The organism is Roseateles sp. P4_D2 (assembly GCF_056401875.1).
Map to the genome: position 1 here is coordinate 48,923 of NZ_JBFUIM010000010.1, position 17,250 is coordinate 66,172.

A 17,250-nucleotide genomic window follows, 5' to 3' on the forward strand; every position below is an offset into this window, starting at 1 on the left:
CCACCTTTGCGGGAGAAGCTCATGACAGGCATTGACCAATGGCAAGGCGCCCAGACTCCGTCGGACGCCACACGACGACCGGCGCAATCGCACAGGCCCGCAGGCCCCGGCGGCAGACCTGCGTCGCGCGGGTGGTACCTGGCGATCGGGCTCAATGCCGTCGATCCGGCGCAGTACGGTGGTTGGGCCGGCCCGCTGATTGCCTGCGAGGCTGATGCACGGGACATGGCGGCCATCGCGACCGGCGTCGGCTGCACGGGCACCTTGCTGCTGACGCACGAGGCGACGTCTGCGCGTGTACTCGCGGAACTTGCGGACGCGGCGCAGCAATTGCGCCCGGGCGACCTGTTCATTCTGAGCTACTCGGGCCACGGCGGGCAGCTCGGGGACGCGAACGACGAGGAGGCCGATGCCCTGGATGAAACATGGTGCCTCTTTGATCGCATGCTGATCGATGACGAGCTGTATGCGATGTGGGCCCGCTTCGCGCCTGGCGTGCGCATCGTGGTGCTGTCCGACAGCTGCCATAGCGGCACGGTCGCGAGGATGGCGCGCTATGAATTCGTCGCGCAGGCAGTGGGCATGATGGCGGTGACGAATCCTCGCCAGGCCGGGCTGAGCCCGCCTGCTGGTGCAATCAAGGCGATCCCGTTCGAAAGGGCATGGCCTGTCTACCAGGAGCGAAAAAACTTCTATGACTCGCTGCAGTATCTCTGCGGCCCCGCTGACAAGGCCAACATCGGCGCCAGCGTGATTCTGATCTCGGGCTGCCAGGACAACCAGTTGTCAATGGACGGCATGGACAACGGCCTGTTCACCGGCACGCTCAAGCGCGTTTGGGCAGATGGCCAGTACGGGCGGGACTACGAGTCTTTCTGCAGGGACATCATCAGGCTCATGCCGCCCAGCCAGACGCCTAACTACTACGTGGTCGGTGCGGCCAACGCAGGCTTCGAAGCGCAACGCCCCTTCAGCGTCTGACGCACGGCTCTGCTGCATTTACCGTGCGGCGACTCTGGAGCGTTTGATGGGGCTCAAGCCTCACCAGAACTCCCAACGCCCGGTCCAAATGACCCAGAGGCCCAGCAGCCCATTCGTCACCGCATGCGCGATGACGGCGCTCCACAGCTTGCCGTTCCTGCGGTAGAGCAAGGCGTAGGCGAGGCCAGCGACGACGGCGGCCAGCCACAGCGTGTGGGCCAGCGTGAAGACGAAGGTGGACAGCACGACGGCACGCGCACCGACTGTCTGCGGGTTGACCCGCTCGAAGCCGGGATGCTGCACCCAGCGCATCAGAAAGCTGCGCCAGAACAGCTCCTCCATGACCGGCACAACCAGGGCTGCACCGGCCAGGCGCAGCACGATCAGTGGCCAGATCAGCTGGCCGTTGGCATCCAGCGGCACAAAGCTGGCCGTGGCTGAGCCGAGCTGCATCCACGGCGCATCCAGCTGCACCCAAATGGCGAAGACGGCGATGCCGACAACCACGGCCCAGCCGGTCTCGCGCGCGTCGGGCAGGTTTTGCCGCACCAGCTCGCCGTAGCTGCGCCAGTACCAGGCCAGCAGGCCGCCGACGATGAGTGTCTGGGCGCCATAGATCCAACGTCCATCCAGGCCGCCGTCGGCGGGCAGGTAGCCACGCAGCGCCAGCAGCGCCATGAAGACGAAGAAGGGAATGCAACGGGCGAGGGCGGCGGGGCTGAGCGTGGGCGTGTCGGCGGGCATGTCGGCCACCAGCTTAGCCCGAGGTCATGGCAACTCAGGGCGCTAGGCCCCCCAAGCCTCAGGGGTGGGCACCGGAACTAGGGGCTCAGCAGGCCATCCTTGAAGGCGACGAAGACACCATTGGTCCAGCCGAAGCCATCCTGGGTCTCGTACTCGCCGCCGCCGCCGGCCTTGTCCTGGGCGACGTCGTATTTCTCCAGCAGCCGGCCGGTGGCGAGGTAGACGCGGTGCACGCTGGCACACCAACGCTCGGCGATGTCGCGGGCCAGCGCCGCATGGCCGTAGCGCAGCAGGCCCTGGGCTGCCATCCATTGCAGCGGCGCCCAGCCGTTGGGGGCGTCCCACTGCTGGCCGGTCGTGAGGGCCGTCGTCAACAGGCCATTGGCGCCGAGCAGGTGGCGCTGCACCTGGGCGGCCATCGCGTCGGCCTGCGGTTGGGTGGCCATGCCGAGGTACAGGGGCACGAGGGCGGCGGCCGTCAGCGGGCGCGGGTCGGTGGCCTGCCGCCAGTTCAGGTCGGCATAGTGACCCGTTGGGCCAGCATCGGCGCGCCAGAAGCGCGTCTGCAGCAGCTGGCGGCGGGCGACCATGCGGGCCTCGAAGGCCTGGGCCGTGGCGGTGTCGCCGCTGCGCGCAGCACCCAGGGCGATCGCGCTCTCCAGGCCGGCCAGCAGCGCGTTCAGATCGACGGGTGCCAGCGCTGTCGTCTCGATCGTCGCGATGTCGGCGGGATCGGCGCACCAGCGGCCGGAGAAGTCCCAGCCGCTCTCGGCGCCGGCGCGCAGGTCGCGCCAGACGTCTGTCGGCGTGCGGCCGGTCGCGGCCTCGGCCGTCAGCACGTCCTCGCGCCAGCTCTCCTCGCGCGGCGTGCAGCGGTCGTCCCAATAGCGGTTGAGCAGGGCGCCGTCGGCGGTGCGGGCTACGCGGCGATGGGCCTGGCCGGGTGCCACCGTGGCCTCGCCGGCCATCCAGAAGCCGTGTTCTGTTTTCAACGCGTCCAGATGGGCCGCGAAGCCGGCGGCCGGGTCGTCGGCGTGCAGCAGCTCGACCATCCTGAAGAAGAACGGTGGCTGCGAGCGGCTCAGCATGTAGCTGCGGCTGCTGTTGGGAATGAAGCCGTAGGTCGCTATCAGGTGGGCGAAGTTGGCCAGCATGGCCTCGGCCAGGTCGCGCCGGCCGTCGGCCACCAGGCCCAGCATCGTGAAGTAGCTGTCCCAGTAATAGAGCTCGCGAAAGCGCCCGCCTGGCACGACATAGGGCTTGGGCAGCGCGAGCAGGCTTTCGCCGTCTTCGGCCTGGCGGTGCTCGCGCACCAGCAGCGGCCACAGCGCGCGGATGTGTTCGCGCACACCCAGGCGCGGGCCAACGGCGGTGTCATGGCCGGGCAGCACGAAATGGCCGTGGACGAAGTCGGTGAGCGAGAAGCCCGGCAGGCGACGTTCGACCTCGAAGCGCGCACGGATCATGGCGGGCGCGGTCTTGGGCCGGGCGTCGACAAAGCTCTTGCCGTCGCCGAAGACGCGCGTCATCTGCACGGCGACGAAGAGTTCGCCGTAGAGTTCGTGCGGGGTGGCGGCGCTGCTATGCGCGGCGGCGTGAGCGGGCGCGGCGGCCAAGAGGTCGCCGGGGCGCTGGGAGGAGGAAGTCATGACGCGAGATGCCGGCGCAGCCGGGCGAGCGAGATGGCCAGGGCCGTGACGGGCACGAGCAGCAGACCGAAGGCAGTGGTGCCGTCGAAGGCGACGAAGAGGCGGCCGGTGACGAAGCTGCCCAGCGTGCCGCCCAAGGCCGAGAAGACGACGATGAGGCCGGTCATGGCCGCATGCTGGCGCTGCGGCAGAGCGCTCAGCATGGCCGAGTTGATGGCCGGGTAGATGGGGGCGAGCAGCAGGCCGGTCAGCGGCAGCAGATAGGCCGCGGGCGGGGCGTTCAGCCAGCCAGCGTCGGCGCCCAGCGGTGCGACGTTCAGGGACAGCGGCAGCGTGATGAGGATCAGCGCTGCGATGCCGACCAGGCAGGCGATGACGACGGCAAACCAGCCCAGCCGCCCGATGACGGCTGCGCTGGTCAGGCGGCCCAGCGCCGTCGTCGCCGGCATGATGACCGCAAGGCCCACGCTCATCGCCGTGGGCAGGTGCAGCACCTCGTTGTTGAAGCTGGGCAGCCAGGTCGAGATGCCCTGCTCGATCAGCACGTAGAGGAAGGCCGACAGCAGGAAGACGACAACCAGGGCCATCTTCAGCAGCGGCGCCATCGCCAGCAGGTCTTCGCGCACGCTGGTGTTCGGGGACTGGATCGGACCTTCGTCGAGCGGACTGGTGAGCAGCAGCACGAAGGCACCGGCAGCCAACGCGGCCAGCAGCGGATAGACCTGCAGCCAACCTCGCCCCTCGGCATGCGCGGCCTGGCTGAACAGCAGATAGCCGCCCAGCACGCCGACCATGAACAGGCCTTCGAGCAGGTTGGTGAAGCGCGCATGGCCGGCGCGGTCGTGCGTGACCAGGCCGATCATGGAATAGGCCGAGACCTTGACGAGGGCGAAGCCCGCGCCGAGCGTGCAGAACAGCAGCTTGATCGCCCAGAAGGCCGACAGCACCGGCATCGCCAGGCAGGCCGCGCCGACGGCCGCGAGGGCCAGCAGCATCGACCGCTTCAGACCCAGGCGCGGCAGCAGCGAGGCGACCAGGAAGGAGGTGAGCGCAATCGGCAGATCCTTCCACGCGTCCAGCAGCGCGGCCTCGGCGCGGGGCACGCCGAGGGTCTGCACGACCAGCAGGTTGACCGCACCGACGCTGTTCAGCAGGGCGCCGAACAGCATGTAGGTCAGGATGATGGCAAGCCTGATGCGCAGGCCGCCGCTCGACAGGGGCACCGCCGGGAGGGTCGTGGGTTGTGTCATGTCGAGGGCTGCTTTGAGTTCAGGCGTCGCCATCTTGGCGCGTCGTCAGAACTGGAAGCCGACGCTCAGCTCGTAGGCCCGGCCGAACAGCGGCCGCGCCAGGAACACCCCATCCTGGCCCGCGCCCTGGCCCGGCACGCGGAAGTTGCCTTCCGTCAGGCCGACCTTGTTGGTCAGGTTGGTGCCGGTCAGGCGCACCTCCAGGCCGTTGTCCATCGAGAACACGGCGCCCGCGTCGATGGTCCGGTAGGCCGGCAGCTTGAGCGTGTTGGTCTGGTCCGCAAAGCGCTCGCCGACGTGGCTGAAGGTGGCAAACGTGCGCAGCTGGCCGAAGCCGGTCTGCGTCTGCCAGCTCGGCGTCAGGCGAGCCTGGAACTTGGGCGCGCGCTCGACGCGATTGCCGGTGAACTGCTGGAAGTCCTTGTACTTGGCGTCCTGGAAATTGCCGGTCGCGGCGATCTCGAAACCATAGCCAGGCCGCAGGGCCAGCTCGAACTCGACGCCCGTGGCCTTGCTGTTGGGGCGCAGCACGACGTTGCCGGCGTTGGTGAACTGCTGGGTCTGCGAGTTGGTCAGCTTGTTCGCGTAGGCCGTCAGGAAGGCGCTGTAGAGCTTGGTGGCAGTCTTCAAGCCGATCTCGTACTGGGTGATGTCCTCGACCGAATCCTTGGTCTCGTTGGCGCCGCGGCCGCGCAGCACGTCGAAGTCGGGCAGGCGGTGGCCCTTGTTGACGCGCACGAAGGCGCTGAACTCGCGGCTGAAGGCGTAGTTGGCACCGCCGGTGAACGACGAACGGCTGAGCTTGCTGTCGATCAGCGTGTTGGTGCCGTTGAAGTATGAGAGGTTGTTGTTGTAGATCGTCGTCGGGTCGGCATCGAGGTCGCCGCTGCTGACGTTGGCAATCGTGCCGGTGATGCGCTGGGTCTCGCGGCGCGCGCCGAGGTCGATGCGCAGTTCCTTGCTCAGCTGCCACTCGTCGGCGACGAAGAAGGCGTGGGTGTTGCCGCTGTAGTTCGCGTCCAGGTTGAAGGAGAACGGCGGCGTCACGTAGCCGTTGCGCGAGGCCTTGACGCCGTTGTCCAGGGCCACGTCGACGAGGCGGGCGTGCGACTGCACCGTCATCAGCTGGGCCTGGCCCAGCGTCCACACGTCGTGAGAGCTGTAGCCGGCCAGATACAGGCCGACGGTCAGGTTGTTGCCTGGTGCGATCTCGCGCGACAGGCGGGTCTCGTTGCTGGTCGAGCGCAGCGCCTTGTCGACGGCCCACATGCCGTTGACGATGACGGGCGTGCTGCCGGCGACCGTGCCGCCGCCGTTGGTGAAGGTGGCGGTGCCGGTCGTCGCCGCGCGGCCGGCCGCTGCGACGACGGCCGCATCGCCATTGGCTGCGGTGACCTGGGACGTGATGTAGCTCGACAGCGTCTGCGGATTCGCGCCGGAGAACAACGCATAGGTTGGCGTGTCGCCGGTGGTGTGGCTGAGCTTGTTGGTCAGCGTCCAGTCGCCAAGCTTGGTGTCGAGGTTGGCACCATAGGTCTGCACGTCGGCGCCGCGGCCGTCGGCCAGGTCCTTGGTGACGGTGCTGCGCTGGATCTCGGGCTTGCCGTTGGGCAGGGTGCGGCCCGTCGCGCGGCCGGTTTCCAGCACGATGTTGCGCAGCTCGTTGCCGTAGAAGTAGTCCTTCAGCGCGTCGAAGCCGGGGTAGCTTGATGCGCTCTTGCCGTCGGTGCTGCCGACGACCGGAATGGCCGTGAAGAAGGCGTTGCGGTCGCGCAGCGCGCGGGCATAGAGCTGCAGGCTGCCGCCTTCGAGCTTGCGGCTCAGCACGACGCTGGCCTGCCCCCCTTCGTCGGCCGGGAACTGCGTGTCGCGCACCCCCTGGCTCTGGCGCCAGAAGCCGCCGACCATGACATTCCATTGGTCGCTCAGCTTGCCGGCATAGACGCCGTCGACGCGCTTCAAGCTGCCGGTGCCGGTCGTCACGCGCAGGCTGGCCTCGGGGTTGCGGCCGTCCTTCTGGATGAAGTTGACCGTCACGCCGGGCTGGCCGCTGCCGAAGATGGGGCTGGGGCCGCCGCGCAGCACTTCCATGCGGTCGATGGTGTCGTCCAGGCGGAACAGCTGCGAGTGCTCGAAGAAGCTCAGCGTGGGCAGGTGGTAGAGCGGCGCGCCGTTGAGCTGGAAGGTCGAGTAGGGGCCGTCGCCGGGTGTCGGGAAGCCGCGCACGCGGATGTTGGCGCCGGCCTGGCCGCCCGAGGTTTCGACGAAGACGCCGGGCACGGTCTTCAGGATGTCGGCCGTGCTGGTGGGCGCGGCCTGCTTGATCTGCTCTTCGGTGGCGGTCGTGATCGAGAAGCCGGCTTCGAGCTTGCGCACGCCCTCGCGGCGCGCCGTGCCGGTGACGACGACGGCGTCGAGTTCCTTCAATTCGGGGGACTGTGCGGCAGGTTTTTCCGCAGGCTTGGCGGCGTCTTGCGCGAACGCGGCGCCACACAGGGCGGCAGCAGCCAGCGCGATCAGCTGGGGACGGAAGGCGGTGCGAACGAGGCGGACGCCGGCGCGCGGCGCGGCATGGGGGCTCAGCATGGGTGGTCTCCGATGGTTGTTGTTGTGGAATCGCTGAACAAGTCCCTCGCGTGCGGCGCATCCCTGCTTTGGGCGGTCTGCGGCGTTGCAAATGCTCGCCATAGCCAAGCTATGACTGCGCTTTGCGCCTTGCAGCCCATACCAAACCAGGGCGCGCCGCATCGCGGTGACTTATTCAGCGATTCCGATCCCGAAAGCCAGCGCGGCCGTCGCCACTTTCGATGGACCGGACTTTGATGGCAAATGTTATCGATGTCATTTGGGTTTTTACCAATGTGGCTGATCGTTGACATCGATGACATGGATTTCGGTTCTAGGGAGTTGAACGTTTTCGGCGCGGCGGCTTGCCCGAAGGGGGCAAACCCCGACAATCCGCGCCCATGAGCACCCAAGACCTCACCGACGCCGAGTTCGCCGAACTCGACGAACTCCTCGCCGCCACGCCCGAGCCGCTGCAGCCGCTGGACGCCTCCATGCTCGATGGCTATCTGTGTGGCGTCATCGTGCAGCCCCGCCTCATCGAGGCCGACGAGTGGCTGCCCAATATCTTTGACTACGACGGCGGCCTGCTGCCCGAGACGGTAGACGCCGGCTGGCTGGACAAGCTGACCCAGCTCGTCGAGCGTCGCCATGCCGCCCTGAACCGCGGCCTGGCTGAAGATGGCTGGTTCGATCCCGTCATCCTGGAGGTCGATGAGGAACAGGAACCCGACCCGCTGCCGGAAGACGCCAGCGAGGAAGAGCGCTCGGCCCGCGCCAGCTACGACGCCCTCGGCCCTTTGTCGCGCGCGCTGATGCCCTGGGTCGCCGGCTTCCAGCATGCGGCGCTGTGCTTCCCCGAGTTGGCCGACATGCCCGACGACGCGGTGTCCGCCGCGCTCGCGCGTCTGTACCGCCATCTGCCGGCCGAGACGGCCGAGGAGAAGGAGGTCGTCGCAACACTCAACCGCGAGCATCCGCTGAAGGATCTGGACGATGCGATCGAGGAACTGGTTGTCACGGTGGCCGACCTCGCCGACCTGACCGAGGCCGAACGCTACCGTGTCGACACCATCAAGCGCGACACGCCCAAGGTTGGCAGAAACGATCCTTGCCCTTGCGGTTCCGGTAGGAAATACAAGGTCTGTCATGGCAGCAACTGATGCCTTTGCGGGACAGACCGCAGGCGCTTGCGCCAAGCTCTGTCCTCAACTGACTTGAAACTGCAGCTCCTCTCGGACCTCCACCTCGAAACGGAGTCCTACCAGCCCATCCCCGCGCCGGGCGCTGAACTGCTGATCCTCGCCGGCGACATCGACACAACCTGGCGCAGCTTCGAGCTGTTCCGCGGCTGGCCGGTGCCGGTGCTGTTCGTGCCCGGCAACCACGAGTACGACCGCCGTGACGTGGACGAGGCGCGTGAGGCCCTGCGCGCTCACGTCAAGGCCGTCGGCCTGCAGATGCTGGACGACGAATCCATCGTCTTGACCGACGCCCAGGGCCGGCGCGTGCGCTTTATTGGCTGCACGCGCTGGTGCGACTTCGACGCCTTCGGCCCCGGCGGCCGTGATCGTGCGATGCGCGCCGGGGGCTACTTCCAGAACGTCATGCAGGCCACGCGCCATGGCGAGGTCTTCGGCGTCGAGGCGGTGCGCGAACTGGCGCTGGAGAGTCGCGCCTGGCTGGCCGGCGAACTTGCGCGCACGGGTGACTGGGACGCCACGGTGGCCATCACCCACTTCGCACCCAGCCTGAAGAGCGCCGACCCGCGCTATGGCCGCCAGCCCGGCACGGCCAGCTTCTGCAACAACGATGAGGAGTTGCTGCCTGGCGCGCAGCTCTGGGTGCACGGCCACCTTCACTGCCGCCACGATTACCGCATCGGCGACACGCGCGTCGTCAGCAACGCCCGCGGCCACATGAAGCGCGGCGAGGCCGATGGCTTCGATGGCCAGCGCGTGTTCGAGGTCTTCGCGGCCTGAGACTTGCGCCGTGGCGGCCCGATCAGGCCGCGTGCTTCACCGGCTTGATGCGCAGAGCCCAGACGACGCCGGCGATCAGCAAGGCCACGCCGGCCAGGGTCGCTGGCGGCGGCATGCGCTGCTTCCACGCAAACGCGTAGGCCAGCGCGGCCAAGGTCTCGAAGACGATGAGCTGGCCCGACAGCGAGGTCGGCAGACGCTGGCTGGCCTCGTTCCAGCACAGCGTGCCCAACCAGGATGAGCACAGGCCGATGGCCGCCATCAGACCCACGTACGCCAGCGGCCTGTCGCCGAGCGGAAAAGCGTAGTCCGCGGGAATCAGCTTGCCCGGCGCCATCAGGTACGCGAGCGCCAGCAGCAGCAGGCCCACCAGCGCCATCGGCAAGGTGACGAGGCCTTGCGCCGTCGCCCAAGCCCTGGGGCTGCGATCACTGTGCGCGCGCAGCCAGTCGGCATTGCGGATCGGATACCAGGTCCAGCAGGCCACCGCGGCGATGGCCAGCAGCGCGCCCTCGGCATAGCGGCGCGGGTCGCCGGCCTCGGCTTGCAGCACCGCCAGCTCGTCGCGATTGACGCAGGCCAGGCCCGCGGCGATCAGCAGCAGCGACGGCGCCAGCCGCGCCCACGGCAGATGGCCGTCACGCACGCGGTTGCGATGGTTGGCGCAGATGGCGATGACGACCGGCAGCGTGCCGATGATCATGGTTGGCAGCGGCGCGCCGGCGCGCTGGATGGCGGCCGACAGGCAGAGGTAGTACAGGAAGTTGCCGATCAGGCTGAGCTTGGCCGCCTCCCACCAGTCACCCGGCCGCAACTCGCGCAGCGCGCGCCGGTCCAGGGCCAGGGCCAGCGGCACGGCGATCAGGCCGAAGGCCAGGTAACGGCCTACCGTCAGCAAGGCGGGCGCATAGCCCGGCAACATCACGGGCGCGACAAACACCAGCCCCCACATCAGCCCGGCAGCGAGGGCGAACAACAAACCAAACAGCATGGCCGGCATCATCACCCATGCCTTCGTCACACCGGGGCGCTAGGCTCTTTCCCCCATGCGCCCCGCCTTCGTCCTCAGCCTCGCCCTGGTCGCCTGCACGGCCCAGGCCGGTCGGCCGCTGCAGGCCGAAGACGCCGCCGTCATGGACCCGCAGGCCTGCGAGATCGAAGGTGCCCATGGTGACTGGCGTTTGGGCGAAGACGGCCAGCGCCAGACCAGCCTGCAGCTCGGCTGCGGCATCGGCTGGGGTACCGAGGTCGCGCTCAACGTCATCCGGCCGCGCGAGCTGGTGCTGAACGGCAAGACCCTGCTGGCCAGCGCCGCCTGGGCCGATGGCGACGCCCAGCTCACGCTGGCGTGGAGCTTCTCGCATCGCCACGTCGAGACGGTGTGGCGGCGCAGCAGCGCGGGGCTGATTTTGGTTGGCAGCGTGCCGCTGACGCGCGAGCTGACCCTGCACGCCAACCTGGGCCACCAGCGCGACGAGATGGTGGGCCGCCGCAGCACCACCTGGGCCCTGGCCGTCGAGCATGGTGGCTTTGGCGAAGGCGGGCGCTGGCAGCCCATGGCCGAGGTCTTCGGCGACGACCGTGGCCGGCCCTGGGCCAATGCGGCGTTGCGCGTGGCCCTGCTGCCCGATCGCGTCTTCGTCGACGCGTCCTATGGCCGGCAGTTCGCAGGCGCTCGCGCCCGGCTGAAGACTGTCGGCTTCAAGTTCGCGTTTTGAACCAGGCCGCCACGGCCTCGCGCTGTTCGGCGGTGTAATGAAGGCCGAGCTTGCTGCGCCGCCACAGCACGTCGTCGGCGCTGGTGGCCCATTCGCTCTCCACCAGATGGTGCAGCTCGGACTCGAACAGGCCCGGCGCGATCTCGGTGCCCGTCGGGGCGGCCAGCAGCTCGCGAGCTTTACTGCCGTAGGCGCGGGCGATGCGGCGCACGCCGGGTCGAGCTGGGTAGGCCGCCTGCAGCTCGGCGGCAAAGGCGTCGATGTTCACGCCATGTGCGCCGAGGTCGCCACCGGGCAGCGTGGTGCCGGCCGTCCAGGGCTTGCGCGCATCGCCCAGCAATTCGCCGAGCTGGGTCGCGCCGTCCTCGGCCAGCTTGCGATAGGTCGTCAGCTTGCCGCCCCAGACATTGAGCAGCGGCGAACCGCCGTCCTTGTCGGCTTCCAGCAGATAGTCGCGCGTGACGGCCGAAGCCGAGCCGCCTTCGTCCAGCAGCGGGCGAACGCCGGCATAGGTCCACAGCACATCGGCGGGCTTCACCGGCTGGGCCAGATAGCGGCTGGCCTGCTCGCAGAGATAGGCGATCTCGTCTTCGGCGATGGTGGCGCGCGACGGCGGGTCCTCATGCTCGGGCAGCTCGACGTCGGTGGTGCCGATCAGCGTGAAGCGCTCCTGGTAGGGGATGGCGAAGATGATGCGGCCGTCGGCGTTCTGGAAGATGTAGGCGTGGTCGTGGGTGAAGCGCTGGTCGACGACGATGTGGCTGCCCTTGACGAGGCGCAGGCCGCGCGCCGGCAGCGGCTGGCCGCTGGCGCCCTGGGTGTGGTCGCGCAGGAAGCGCTCGGCCCAGGGGCCGGCTGCATTGACCAGTGCACGTGATTGGAACTGGCGGCCGTTTTGCAGCGTGACCTGCCAGCCGTCCGCGCCGCGCACGGCCTGGGTCACGGCGCAGCGTGTCAGCACCTGTGCGCCGCGGGCTTGGGCGTCCTGCGCGTTCAGCACGACGAGGCGGGCGTCGTCCACCCAGCCGTCGGAATAGACAAAGCCGCGCGTGAATTCCGGCTTGAGCGGCGCGCCATAGACGCTGCCCGCCAGCCGCAGGCCGTGCGAGCCCGGCAGCAGCTCGCGGCGGGCCAGGTGGTCGTAGAGGAAGAGGCCGATGCGGATCATCCAGGCCGGGCGCAGATGCGGCGCATGCGGCAGCACGAAGCGCAACGGCTGGATCAGATGAGGCGCGCTCCTGAGCAGCACCTCGCGCTCCTGCAACGCCTTGCGCACCAGCGAGAACTCATAGGTCTCCAGATAGCGCAGCCCGCCATGCACGAGCTTGGTGGACGCCGACGAGGTGTGCGAGGCCAGGTCATCGCGCTCGGCCAGCAGCACCCGCCAGCCGCGCCCGGCCAGGTCGCGGGCCAGTCCCGTGCCGTTGATGCCGCCTCCCACCACCACCACGTCAAAATCGTCCACCATGCACTCACTCTAAGGGATGGTGATGGACGCCTTGCTTGCGTTGGACCAGGGAACCTCTAGTTCGCGCGCTCTAGTTTTTGGCCGCGACGGCCGCTTGCTCGCCTCGGCCCAGCGCGAGCTGCCCCAGCATTTCCCCCAGCCGGGCTGGGTGGAGCATGACGCCGAGGAGATCTGGACGCATCAGGTTGAATGCGCCCGAGAGGCTATGGCCAAGGCAGGTGTGAAGGTCGCGGCGATCGGCATCACCAACCAGCGTGAGACCGTCGTGCTGTGGGACCGCAAGACTGGCAAGCCCCTGCACAAGGCCCTGGTCTGGCAGGACCGCCGCACGGCGGCATTCTGCGAACAGTTGAAGTCCCAGGGCCTGGAGCCGCGCGTGCGCGAGCTGACCGGCCTGGTGCTCGACCCGTATTTCTCGGCCACCAAGCTGCGCTGGCTGCTGGACCACGTGCCCGGCGCCCGCGAACGCGCCGCCCGCGGCGAGCTGGCCTTTGGCACCATCGACAGCTGGCTGCTTTGGAAGTTGACCGACGGCAAGGTGCATGCCACCGACGCCAGCAATGCCTCGCGCACGTTGATCTACGACATCCACCGTGGCGACTGGAGCGACGAGCTGTTGGCGGCCTTCGACATTCCGCGCAGCCTGCTGCCCGAGGTGCGGCCCTCGGCCGGCGTGTTCGGCCAGGCGGCCGAGTTTGGCGTCCCGATCGCCGGCATCGCGGGTGATCAGCAGGCCGCGCTGTTCGGCCAGGCGGCGTTGCAACCAGGCCAGGCCAAGAACACCTATGGCACCGGTTGCTTCTTGCTGATGCACACCGGCCACCAGGCGCGCACGTCCACGCAAGGCCTCATCACGACGCGCGCCGCCCAGGTCGACGCGACGCCGCAATACGCATTGGAGGGCAGCGTCTTCGTCGGCGGCGCCGTCGTGCAATGGCTGCGCGACGGCCTGAAGGCCATTGGCGGCAGCGGCGAGGTGCAGGCGCTGGCCAGCAGCGTGCCCGACGCCGGCGGCGTCATGTTCGTGCCGGCTTTCGCGGGCCTGGGCGCGCCCTACTGGCGTCCCGATGCGCGCGGTGCGCTGCTCGGTCTCACGCGCGGCACGACGCAGGCCCACATCGCCCGCGCGGCGCTGGAGAGCATTGCCTTCCAGAGCGCTGCCGTGCTCACGGCGATGAATACCGACGTCGGCGCGGCTGACCGCCTGACCGAATTGCGAGTGGACGGCGGGGCGAGCGCCAATGACCTGTTGATGCAGTTTCAGGCCGACCTGCTCGGCATCCCGGTGCTGCGCCCCAAGGTCATCGAGACGACGGCCTTGGGTGCTGCGCTGCTGGCCGGACTGGGTAGTGGCGTCTATGAGTCCACTGAACAGATTGGCGCTATCTGGCAGTTGGACCGCGCGTTTGAGCCCCGCATGTCGCGTGATGAGGCAGGCGCGCGGCTGGCGGAGTGGGACAAGGCCGTGAGGCAAGTTTTGGCGGATTGATCGACCACCAAAGAGCACACTGAAGACCATGAATTCGCCGTTTGATTTTCGCGAGGTTGAGAAGGCCTTCGCTTGCTTCGCCCAGCCGTCGAATTACGTCGATCCGGACCTCTATGAGCCCGAGCGAGACGACTACGAACAGATGCTCGGCGGCAAGCCGCGCCAACAACTCACTGCTGTCGACTTTGGCACTAGCGCGTGGGGGCCGCTGTGCTATCTGACGCCGGCAGCCAAGGCCTACCTGCTCCCCCGCTTGATGGAGCTTGCTGCATCTGATGCCAGAGACAAATTGGGAGATCTCTTCATGATGCAGTTCATCAACCATTTCTCCGACGGGCCTGGGCACGCGAGCCTCTCGCTGCTCGATGCAAGCCAACGTGCAATCGTCGCCTCCTTCTTGGAGCATTTGGCCGATGAGCATGGTGAGCTTGTTGCGCAAGAGTGTTGGGATGACGTACTTGCCGAGGGCATTCGCAACTGGCGCAAATAGCCTCGCGTTGCTTGGTTGCACTGCTCGTTAGTGCTCAGGCATCCACCGCCGTTGCACGCCCAACAGCCTCCCACGCCGCCAGATCCTTCAGCAACTGCTCGCTGTGCGCCCGCACCGCGTCGATCGCATCCGCACCCAGCTGCAAGCGCAACGGCGTGACCTCGGCCTTCAGCGCCGCGTCGATCGCCGCCGCTGCCTTGTCCGGGTCGCCGGCTTGCGTCCCATCCATGCCCTTCGCAAAGCTGCGCGTGCCGCCGACGATCTCGTCGTAGGCCGCCAGCACGGGCATCTGGCGCAGCACGTCGGCGCCCGCAAAGCCGGTGCGGAAGGCACCGGGTTCGACGATGAGCACCTTGATGCCGAAGGGCGCGACCTCCTGGGCCAGGGCCTCGGACAGGCCCTCCAGCGCGAACTTGGAGGCCGAGTAGGCGCCGAAGCCGCCAAAGGACATCTGGCCGCCCATGCTGGACAGGTTGACGATGGCGCCGCTGCGCTGCTCGCGCATGGCCGGCAGCACGGCGCGGGTCACGGCGACAGCGCCGAAGAAGTTGGTTTCCATCTGCGCGCGCAGCTCGGCGTCGGGTGTCTCCTCGACGGCGCCGACGATGCCGTAGCCGGCGTTGTTGATCAGCACGTCGATGCGGCCGAAGTGCGCCAGGGCGGCAGCCGTGGCGCGCTCGGCGTCGCCAGCAGCGGTCACGTCCAGCGGCAGCACGAGGACGCGGTCGGGTGCGCTGTCGGCCAGCGCGGCCAGGCGCGCCGGCTGGCGGGCCGTGGCGACGACGTTGTAGCCCTGAGCCAGGGCGTACTTCGCGAAGGACAGGCCAAAGCCGGACGAGGCGCCGGTGATGAACCAGGTGGGGCGGATGTTGGTGGTTGCAGTCATGGTGGGCTCCGTGGGGTGGTGGGTTGCGACGGGATTCAGTGTCTCGAAACGATGTGATCGGATAAAGGTGCTTGAATCGCATGGGTCATGCGATATGGTTCATGAATGAACCGCGAACTGCTGGCCCATCTGCCCATCGTCGTTGCCGTGGCCGACAAGCGCGGCTTTGCGGCGGCTGCCCAGGCACTGGGGATGAGCGCCTCGGCCGTCAGCCATGCGGTGCGTGTGGTGGAGGACGCCCTCGGCGAGCCGCTGTTCGCGCGCACGACGCGCAGCGTGGCGTTGACCGAGGCGGGCGTGCGGTTTCTCGCCAGCGTGGGGCCGGCGTTGGAGGACATCGGCGCGGCCGTCGAACATCTGGGCGCCGCCCGCGGCGAGGTTGGCGGCGTGCTGAAGCTGAATTCCTCGCGCGTGGCTTCGCAAATGGTGCTGCCGCCGCTGCTCGCGAAGCTGGCGGTGGCCCACCCCAAGCTGACGGTGGAGGTGCACGACAACGACGCCCTCGTGGATGTCGTCGCCGGCGGCTTCGACGCCGGCATCCGCCTGGGCGAGCAGGTGCAGCAGGACATGGTCAGCGTGCGCCTGACGCCGCCGTTCAAGGCCATCCTCGTCGCCTCGCCGGACTACCTGGCCCGCCGCGGCGCGCCGGCCCGCGTAGCCGAGCTGGCGGCGCACAACTGCATTGGCTTTCGTCTGCTGGCCGCCGGCAGCCTCTACGACTGGGAGCTGCGCGAGGCCGGTGAGACGGTGGCCGTGCGCACGACGGGCAGTGCCGTCATCACGGACGCCAGCTTCGCGCGCGACCTGGCCCTGGCCGGCGTCGGCATCGCCTACATCTTCGAGCCGCTGGTGCACGCGGAACTGCTCAGCGGCCGTCTGCAGCAACTGCTGCCCGAGTCGGCCTTCGAGGAGCCCGGCCTCTTCCTCTACTTTCCGCGGCGCGCAGCGTTGGCGCCCAAGCTGCGCGCCTTCATCGACGCCGCCCGCTCAGGCGGTTGATTCGGTCGCCTCACCGCTTTCCTGGGCCAGGAAGACGATCAGCACGATGAAACCGATGAGGGGGATCAAGCCGATCAGCTGCCACCAGCCGCTGCGGCCGGTGTCGTGCAGGCGGCGCGTGGCGGCGGCCAGCTGAGGCAGCAGCGTGGCCAGCAGGAAGATGATGTTGAGCCATTGGCTGAACATGCCCAGCACGAAGCTCGCGCCGAAGACGAACAGTGCGAACCACCAGTACTCCGAGCGGCTGGCGCGGCCCGAGAAGTCGACGTATTTGCTGAAGCAGGTCTGGACGGATTCCTGGAAGGTCATGGCCTCTCCCCGAGGTGGTGTTGAGTCGCCGGCATGCTAGGCCACCGGCCGGGCTTCACCACCCCTCAAAAACCCAGGCTTTCGCCCAGGCCGGCCAGCGTTGCGATGCTCAGGCTCGCAAAGATGACGGCGGCCACCGTGTGCACCAGCTTGACCGGCAGCTTCTGCGCCAACTTATCCCCCACCAGCACCGCCGGCACGTTGGCGATCATCATGCCGGCCGTCGTGCCGGCGACGACGCCGATGAAGTCGGCCGGGAAGCGCGCCGCCAGCGCCACGGTGGCGATCTGCGTCTTGTCGCCCATCTCGGCCAGGAAGAAGGCGATGACCGTCGTCAAGAAGACGCCATGGCCGGGCTTGGGCGTGTCGTCCTCGTCGAGCTTGTCGGGGATCAGCATCCAGCCCGCCATCGCCAGGAAGGACAGGCCGAGGATCCAGCGCAGCGCCATCGGGCTGATCAGGCCTGTCAGCCAGCTGCCTAACGCGCCCGCAGCGGCGTGGTTGAAGACGGTCGCAACGAAGATGCCCAGCACGATGGGCACCGGCCGCCTGAAGCGGGCCGCAAGCATGAAGGCGAGCAGCTGGGTCTTGTCGCCAATCTCGGCGAGGGCCACCAGGCCGGTGGCGATGAGGAAGGCTTGCATTGCGGCGGATTTTCTCAGCCGCTCCTGACACGCGCTGACAGCCAACCCGGCGCAGCATGCGGGCATTGCACTTCAG

Annotated in this window: 16 protein-coding genes; 7 read left to right on the forward strand and 9 right to left on the reverse strand. The window is 68.1% G+C overall.

Annotated elements, in window-relative coordinates; translation table 11 throughout:
* Window positions 1–21: 21 nt before the first annotated feature.
* Window positions 22–981, forward strand: coding sequence for a caspase family protein (locus tag AC1DW0_RS18495; RefSeq protein WP_082532837.1), 960 nt, complete (start codon window positions 22–24; stop codon window positions 979–981).
* A gap of 60 nt (window positions 982–1,041) precedes the next feature.
* Here AC1DW0_RS18495 and AC1DW0_RS18500 read toward each other — a convergent pair whose 3' ends face one another.
* The 4 genes from AC1DW0_RS18500 to AC1DW0_RS18515 form a co-directional block, all read right to left on the reverse strand.
* Window positions 1,042–1,725 (reverse strand): CAAX prenyl protease-related protein, encoded by a 684-nt coding sequence (locus tag AC1DW0_RS18500; protein WP_457444273.1) that lies wholly within the window; start codon window positions 1,723–1,725, stop codon window positions 1,042–1,044.
* Between the two features lie 77 nt (window positions 1,726–1,802).
* On the reverse strand, window positions 1,803–3,374 hold the full coding sequence (treF, locus tag AC1DW0_RS18505) for an alpha,alpha-trehalase TreF (RefSeq protein WP_477947265.1): 1,572 nt from the start codon (window positions 3,372–3,374) through the stop codon (window positions 1,803–1,805).
* Complete coding sequence (locus AC1DW0_RS18510) at window positions 3,371–4,624, reverse strand: MFS transporter (RefSeq protein ID WP_082532879.1); 1,254 nt, start codon at window positions 4,622–4,624, stop codon at window positions 3,371–3,373. The genes treF and AC1DW0_RS18510 overlap by 4 nt, the downstream gene beginning before the upstream one ends.
* A 45-nt stretch (window positions 4,625–4,669) precedes the next feature.
* Window positions 4,670–7,210: a TonB-dependent receptor gene (locus AC1DW0_RS18515; RefSeq protein WP_056200766.1), complete on the reverse strand. Its 2,541-nt coding sequence runs from the start codon at window positions 7,208–7,210 to the stop codon at window positions 4,670–4,672.
* 380 nt (window positions 7,211–7,590) lie between these two features.
* On the opposite strand from AC1DW0_RS18515, the gene AC1DW0_RS18520 reads away from it, so the two are divergent.
* On the forward strand, window positions 7,591–8,352 hold the full coding sequence (locus AC1DW0_RS18520) for a YecA/YgfB family protein (protein ID WP_056200764.1): 762 nt from the start codon (window positions 7,591–7,593) through the stop codon (window positions 8,350–8,352).
* 54 nt (window positions 8,353–8,406) lie between these two features.
* A complete protein-coding gene (locus tag AC1DW0_RS18525; protein WP_457352191.1) occupies window positions 8,407–9,171 on the forward strand; it encodes a metallophosphoesterase in 765 nt (254 codons plus the stop codon).
* A 22-nt stretch (window positions 9,172–9,193) separates the two neighbouring features.
* Here the strand turns inward: AC1DW0_RS18525 and AC1DW0_RS18530 are convergent, their stop codons facing one another.
* Window positions 9,194–10,162, reverse strand: a complete 969-nt coding sequence (locus AC1DW0_RS18530) for a DMT family transporter (RefSeq protein WP_477947269.1) — start codon at window positions 10,160–10,162, stop codon at window positions 9,194–9,196.
* A 55-nt stretch (window positions 10,163–10,217) separates the two neighbouring features.
* On the opposite strand from AC1DW0_RS18530, the gene AC1DW0_RS18535 reads away from it, so the two are divergent.
* Window positions 10,218–10,889, forward strand: a complete 672-nt coding sequence (locus AC1DW0_RS18535; protein ID WP_477947271.1) for a hypothetical protein — start codon at window positions 10,218–10,220, stop codon at window positions 10,887–10,889.
* Here the strand turns inward: AC1DW0_RS18535 and glpD are convergent.
* A complete protein-coding gene (gene glpD / locus AC1DW0_RS18540; RefSeq protein ID WP_477947273.1) occupies window positions 10,873–12,357 on the reverse strand; it encodes a glycerol-3-phosphate dehydrogenase in 1,485 nt (494 codons plus the stop codon). The two genes, AC1DW0_RS18535 and glpD, sit on opposite strands and share 17 nt — an antisense overlap.
* A gap of 22 nt (window positions 12,358–12,379) precedes the next feature.
* Between glpD and glpK the strand changes: the two genes are divergently transcribed.
* Together glpK and AC1DW0_RS18550 are read left to right on the forward strand one after the other, a co-directional pair.
* Entirely contained in the window at window positions 12,380–13,846 is a 1,467-nt protein-coding gene (glpK, locus tag AC1DW0_RS18545) for a glycerol kinase GlpK (RefSeq protein WP_477947275.1), read from the forward strand.
* A 28-nt stretch (window positions 13,847–13,874) separates the two neighbouring features.
* Window positions 13,875–14,336 carry a hypothetical protein gene (locus AC1DW0_RS18550; protein WP_477947277.1) on the forward strand — a complete coding sequence of 154 codons (462 nt, stop codon included), beginning with the start codon at window positions 13,875–13,877 and terminating at the stop codon, window positions 14,334–14,336.
* Between the two features lie 34 nt (window positions 14,337–14,370).
* On the opposite strand, the gene AC1DW0_RS18555 is transcribed toward AC1DW0_RS18550, so the two are convergent.
* Window positions 14,371–15,222, reverse strand: coding sequence for an oxidoreductase (locus AC1DW0_RS18555; RefSeq protein WP_477947279.1), 852 nt, complete (start codon window positions 15,220–15,222; stop codon window positions 14,371–14,373).
* Between the two features lie 105 nt (window positions 15,223–15,327).
* Between AC1DW0_RS18555 and AC1DW0_RS18560 the strand changes: the two genes are divergently transcribed.
* Window positions 15,328–16,221 carry a LysR family transcriptional regulator gene (locus AC1DW0_RS18560; protein WP_477856833.1) on the forward strand — a complete coding sequence of 298 codons (894 nt, stop codon included), beginning with the start codon at window positions 15,328–15,330 and terminating at the stop codon, window positions 16,219–16,221.
* Here AC1DW0_RS18560 and AC1DW0_RS18565 read toward each other — a convergent pair.
* Together AC1DW0_RS18565 and AC1DW0_RS18570 are read right to left on the reverse strand one after the other, a co-directional pair.
* Complete coding sequence (locus AC1DW0_RS18565; RefSeq protein ID WP_477947281.1) at window positions 16,210–16,530, reverse strand: DUF805 domain-containing protein; 321 nt, start codon at window positions 16,528–16,530, stop codon at window positions 16,210–16,212. The two genes, AC1DW0_RS18560 and AC1DW0_RS18565, sit on opposite strands and share 12 nt — an antisense overlap.
* Before the next feature lie 65 nt (window positions 16,531–16,595).
* On the reverse strand, window positions 16,596–17,174 hold the full coding sequence (locus tag AC1DW0_RS18570; protein WP_457352197.1) for a TMEM165/GDT1 family protein: 579 nt from the start codon (window positions 17,172–17,174) through the stop codon (window positions 16,596–16,598).
* Window positions 17,175–17,250 lie beyond the last annotated feature (76 nt).

Excerpts from the sequence above, each read along its gene's own strand:
- AC1DW0_RS18555 (WP_477947279.1), bottom strand. The coding sequence starts at position 15,222 with ATGACTGCAACCACCAACATCCGCCCCACCTGGTTCATCACCGGCGCC.
- glpD (WP_477947273.1), bottom strand. The coding sequence starts at position 12,357 with ATGGTGGACGATTTTGACGTGGTGGTGGTGGGAGGCGGCATCAACGGC.
- AC1DW0_RS18570 (WP_457352197.1), bottom strand. The coding sequence starts at position 17,174 with ATGCAAGCCTTCCTCATCGCCACCGGCCTGGTGGCCCTCGCCGAGATT.
- AC1DW0_RS18520 (WP_056200764.1), top strand. The coding sequence starts at position 7,591 with ATGAGCACCCAAGACCTCACCGACGCCGAGTTCGCCGAACTCGACGAA.
- AC1DW0_RS18510 (WP_082532879.1), bottom strand. The coding sequence starts at position 4,624 with ATGACACAACCCACGACCCTCCCGGCGGTGCCCCTGTCGAGCGGCGGC.
- treF (WP_477947265.1), bottom strand. The coding sequence starts at position 3,374 with ATGACTTCCTCCTCCCAGCGCCCCGGCGACCTCTTGGCCGCCGCGCCC.
- glpK (WP_477947275.1), top strand. The coding sequence starts at position 12,380 with ATGGACGCCTTGCTTGCGTTGGACCAGGGAACCTCTAGTTCGCGCGCT.
- AC1DW0_RS18535 (WP_477947271.1), top strand. The coding sequence starts at position 10,218 with ATGCGCCCCGCCTTCGTCCTCAGCCTCGCCCTGGTCGCCTGCACGGCC.
- AC1DW0_RS18495 (WP_082532837.1), top strand. The coding sequence starts at position 22 with ATGACAGGCATTGACCAATGGCAAGGCGCCCAGACTCCGTCGGACGCC.
- AC1DW0_RS18515 (WP_056200766.1), bottom strand. The coding sequence starts at position 7,210 with ATGCTGAGCCCCCATGCCGCGCCGCGCGCCGGCGTCCGCCTCGTTCGC.
- AC1DW0_RS18565 (WP_477947281.1), bottom strand. The coding sequence starts at position 16,530 with ATGACCTTCCAGGAATCCGTCCAGACCTGCTTCAGCAAATACGTCGAC.
- AC1DW0_RS18530 (WP_477947269.1), bottom strand. The coding sequence starts at position 10,162 with ATGCTGTTTGGTTTGTTGTTCGCCCTCGCTGCCGGGCTGATGTGGGGG.
- AC1DW0_RS18550 (WP_477947277.1), top strand. The coding sequence starts at position 13,875 with ATGAATTCGCCGTTTGATTTTCGCGAGGTTGAGAAGGCCTTCGCTTGC.
- AC1DW0_RS18560 (WP_477856833.1), top strand. The coding sequence starts at position 15,328 with ATGAACCGCGAACTGCTGGCCCATCTGCCCATCGTCGTTGCCGTGGCC.
- AC1DW0_RS18500 (WP_457444273.1), bottom strand. The coding sequence starts at position 1,725 with ATGCCCGCCGACACGCCCACGCTCAGCCCCGCCGCCCTCGCCCGTTGC.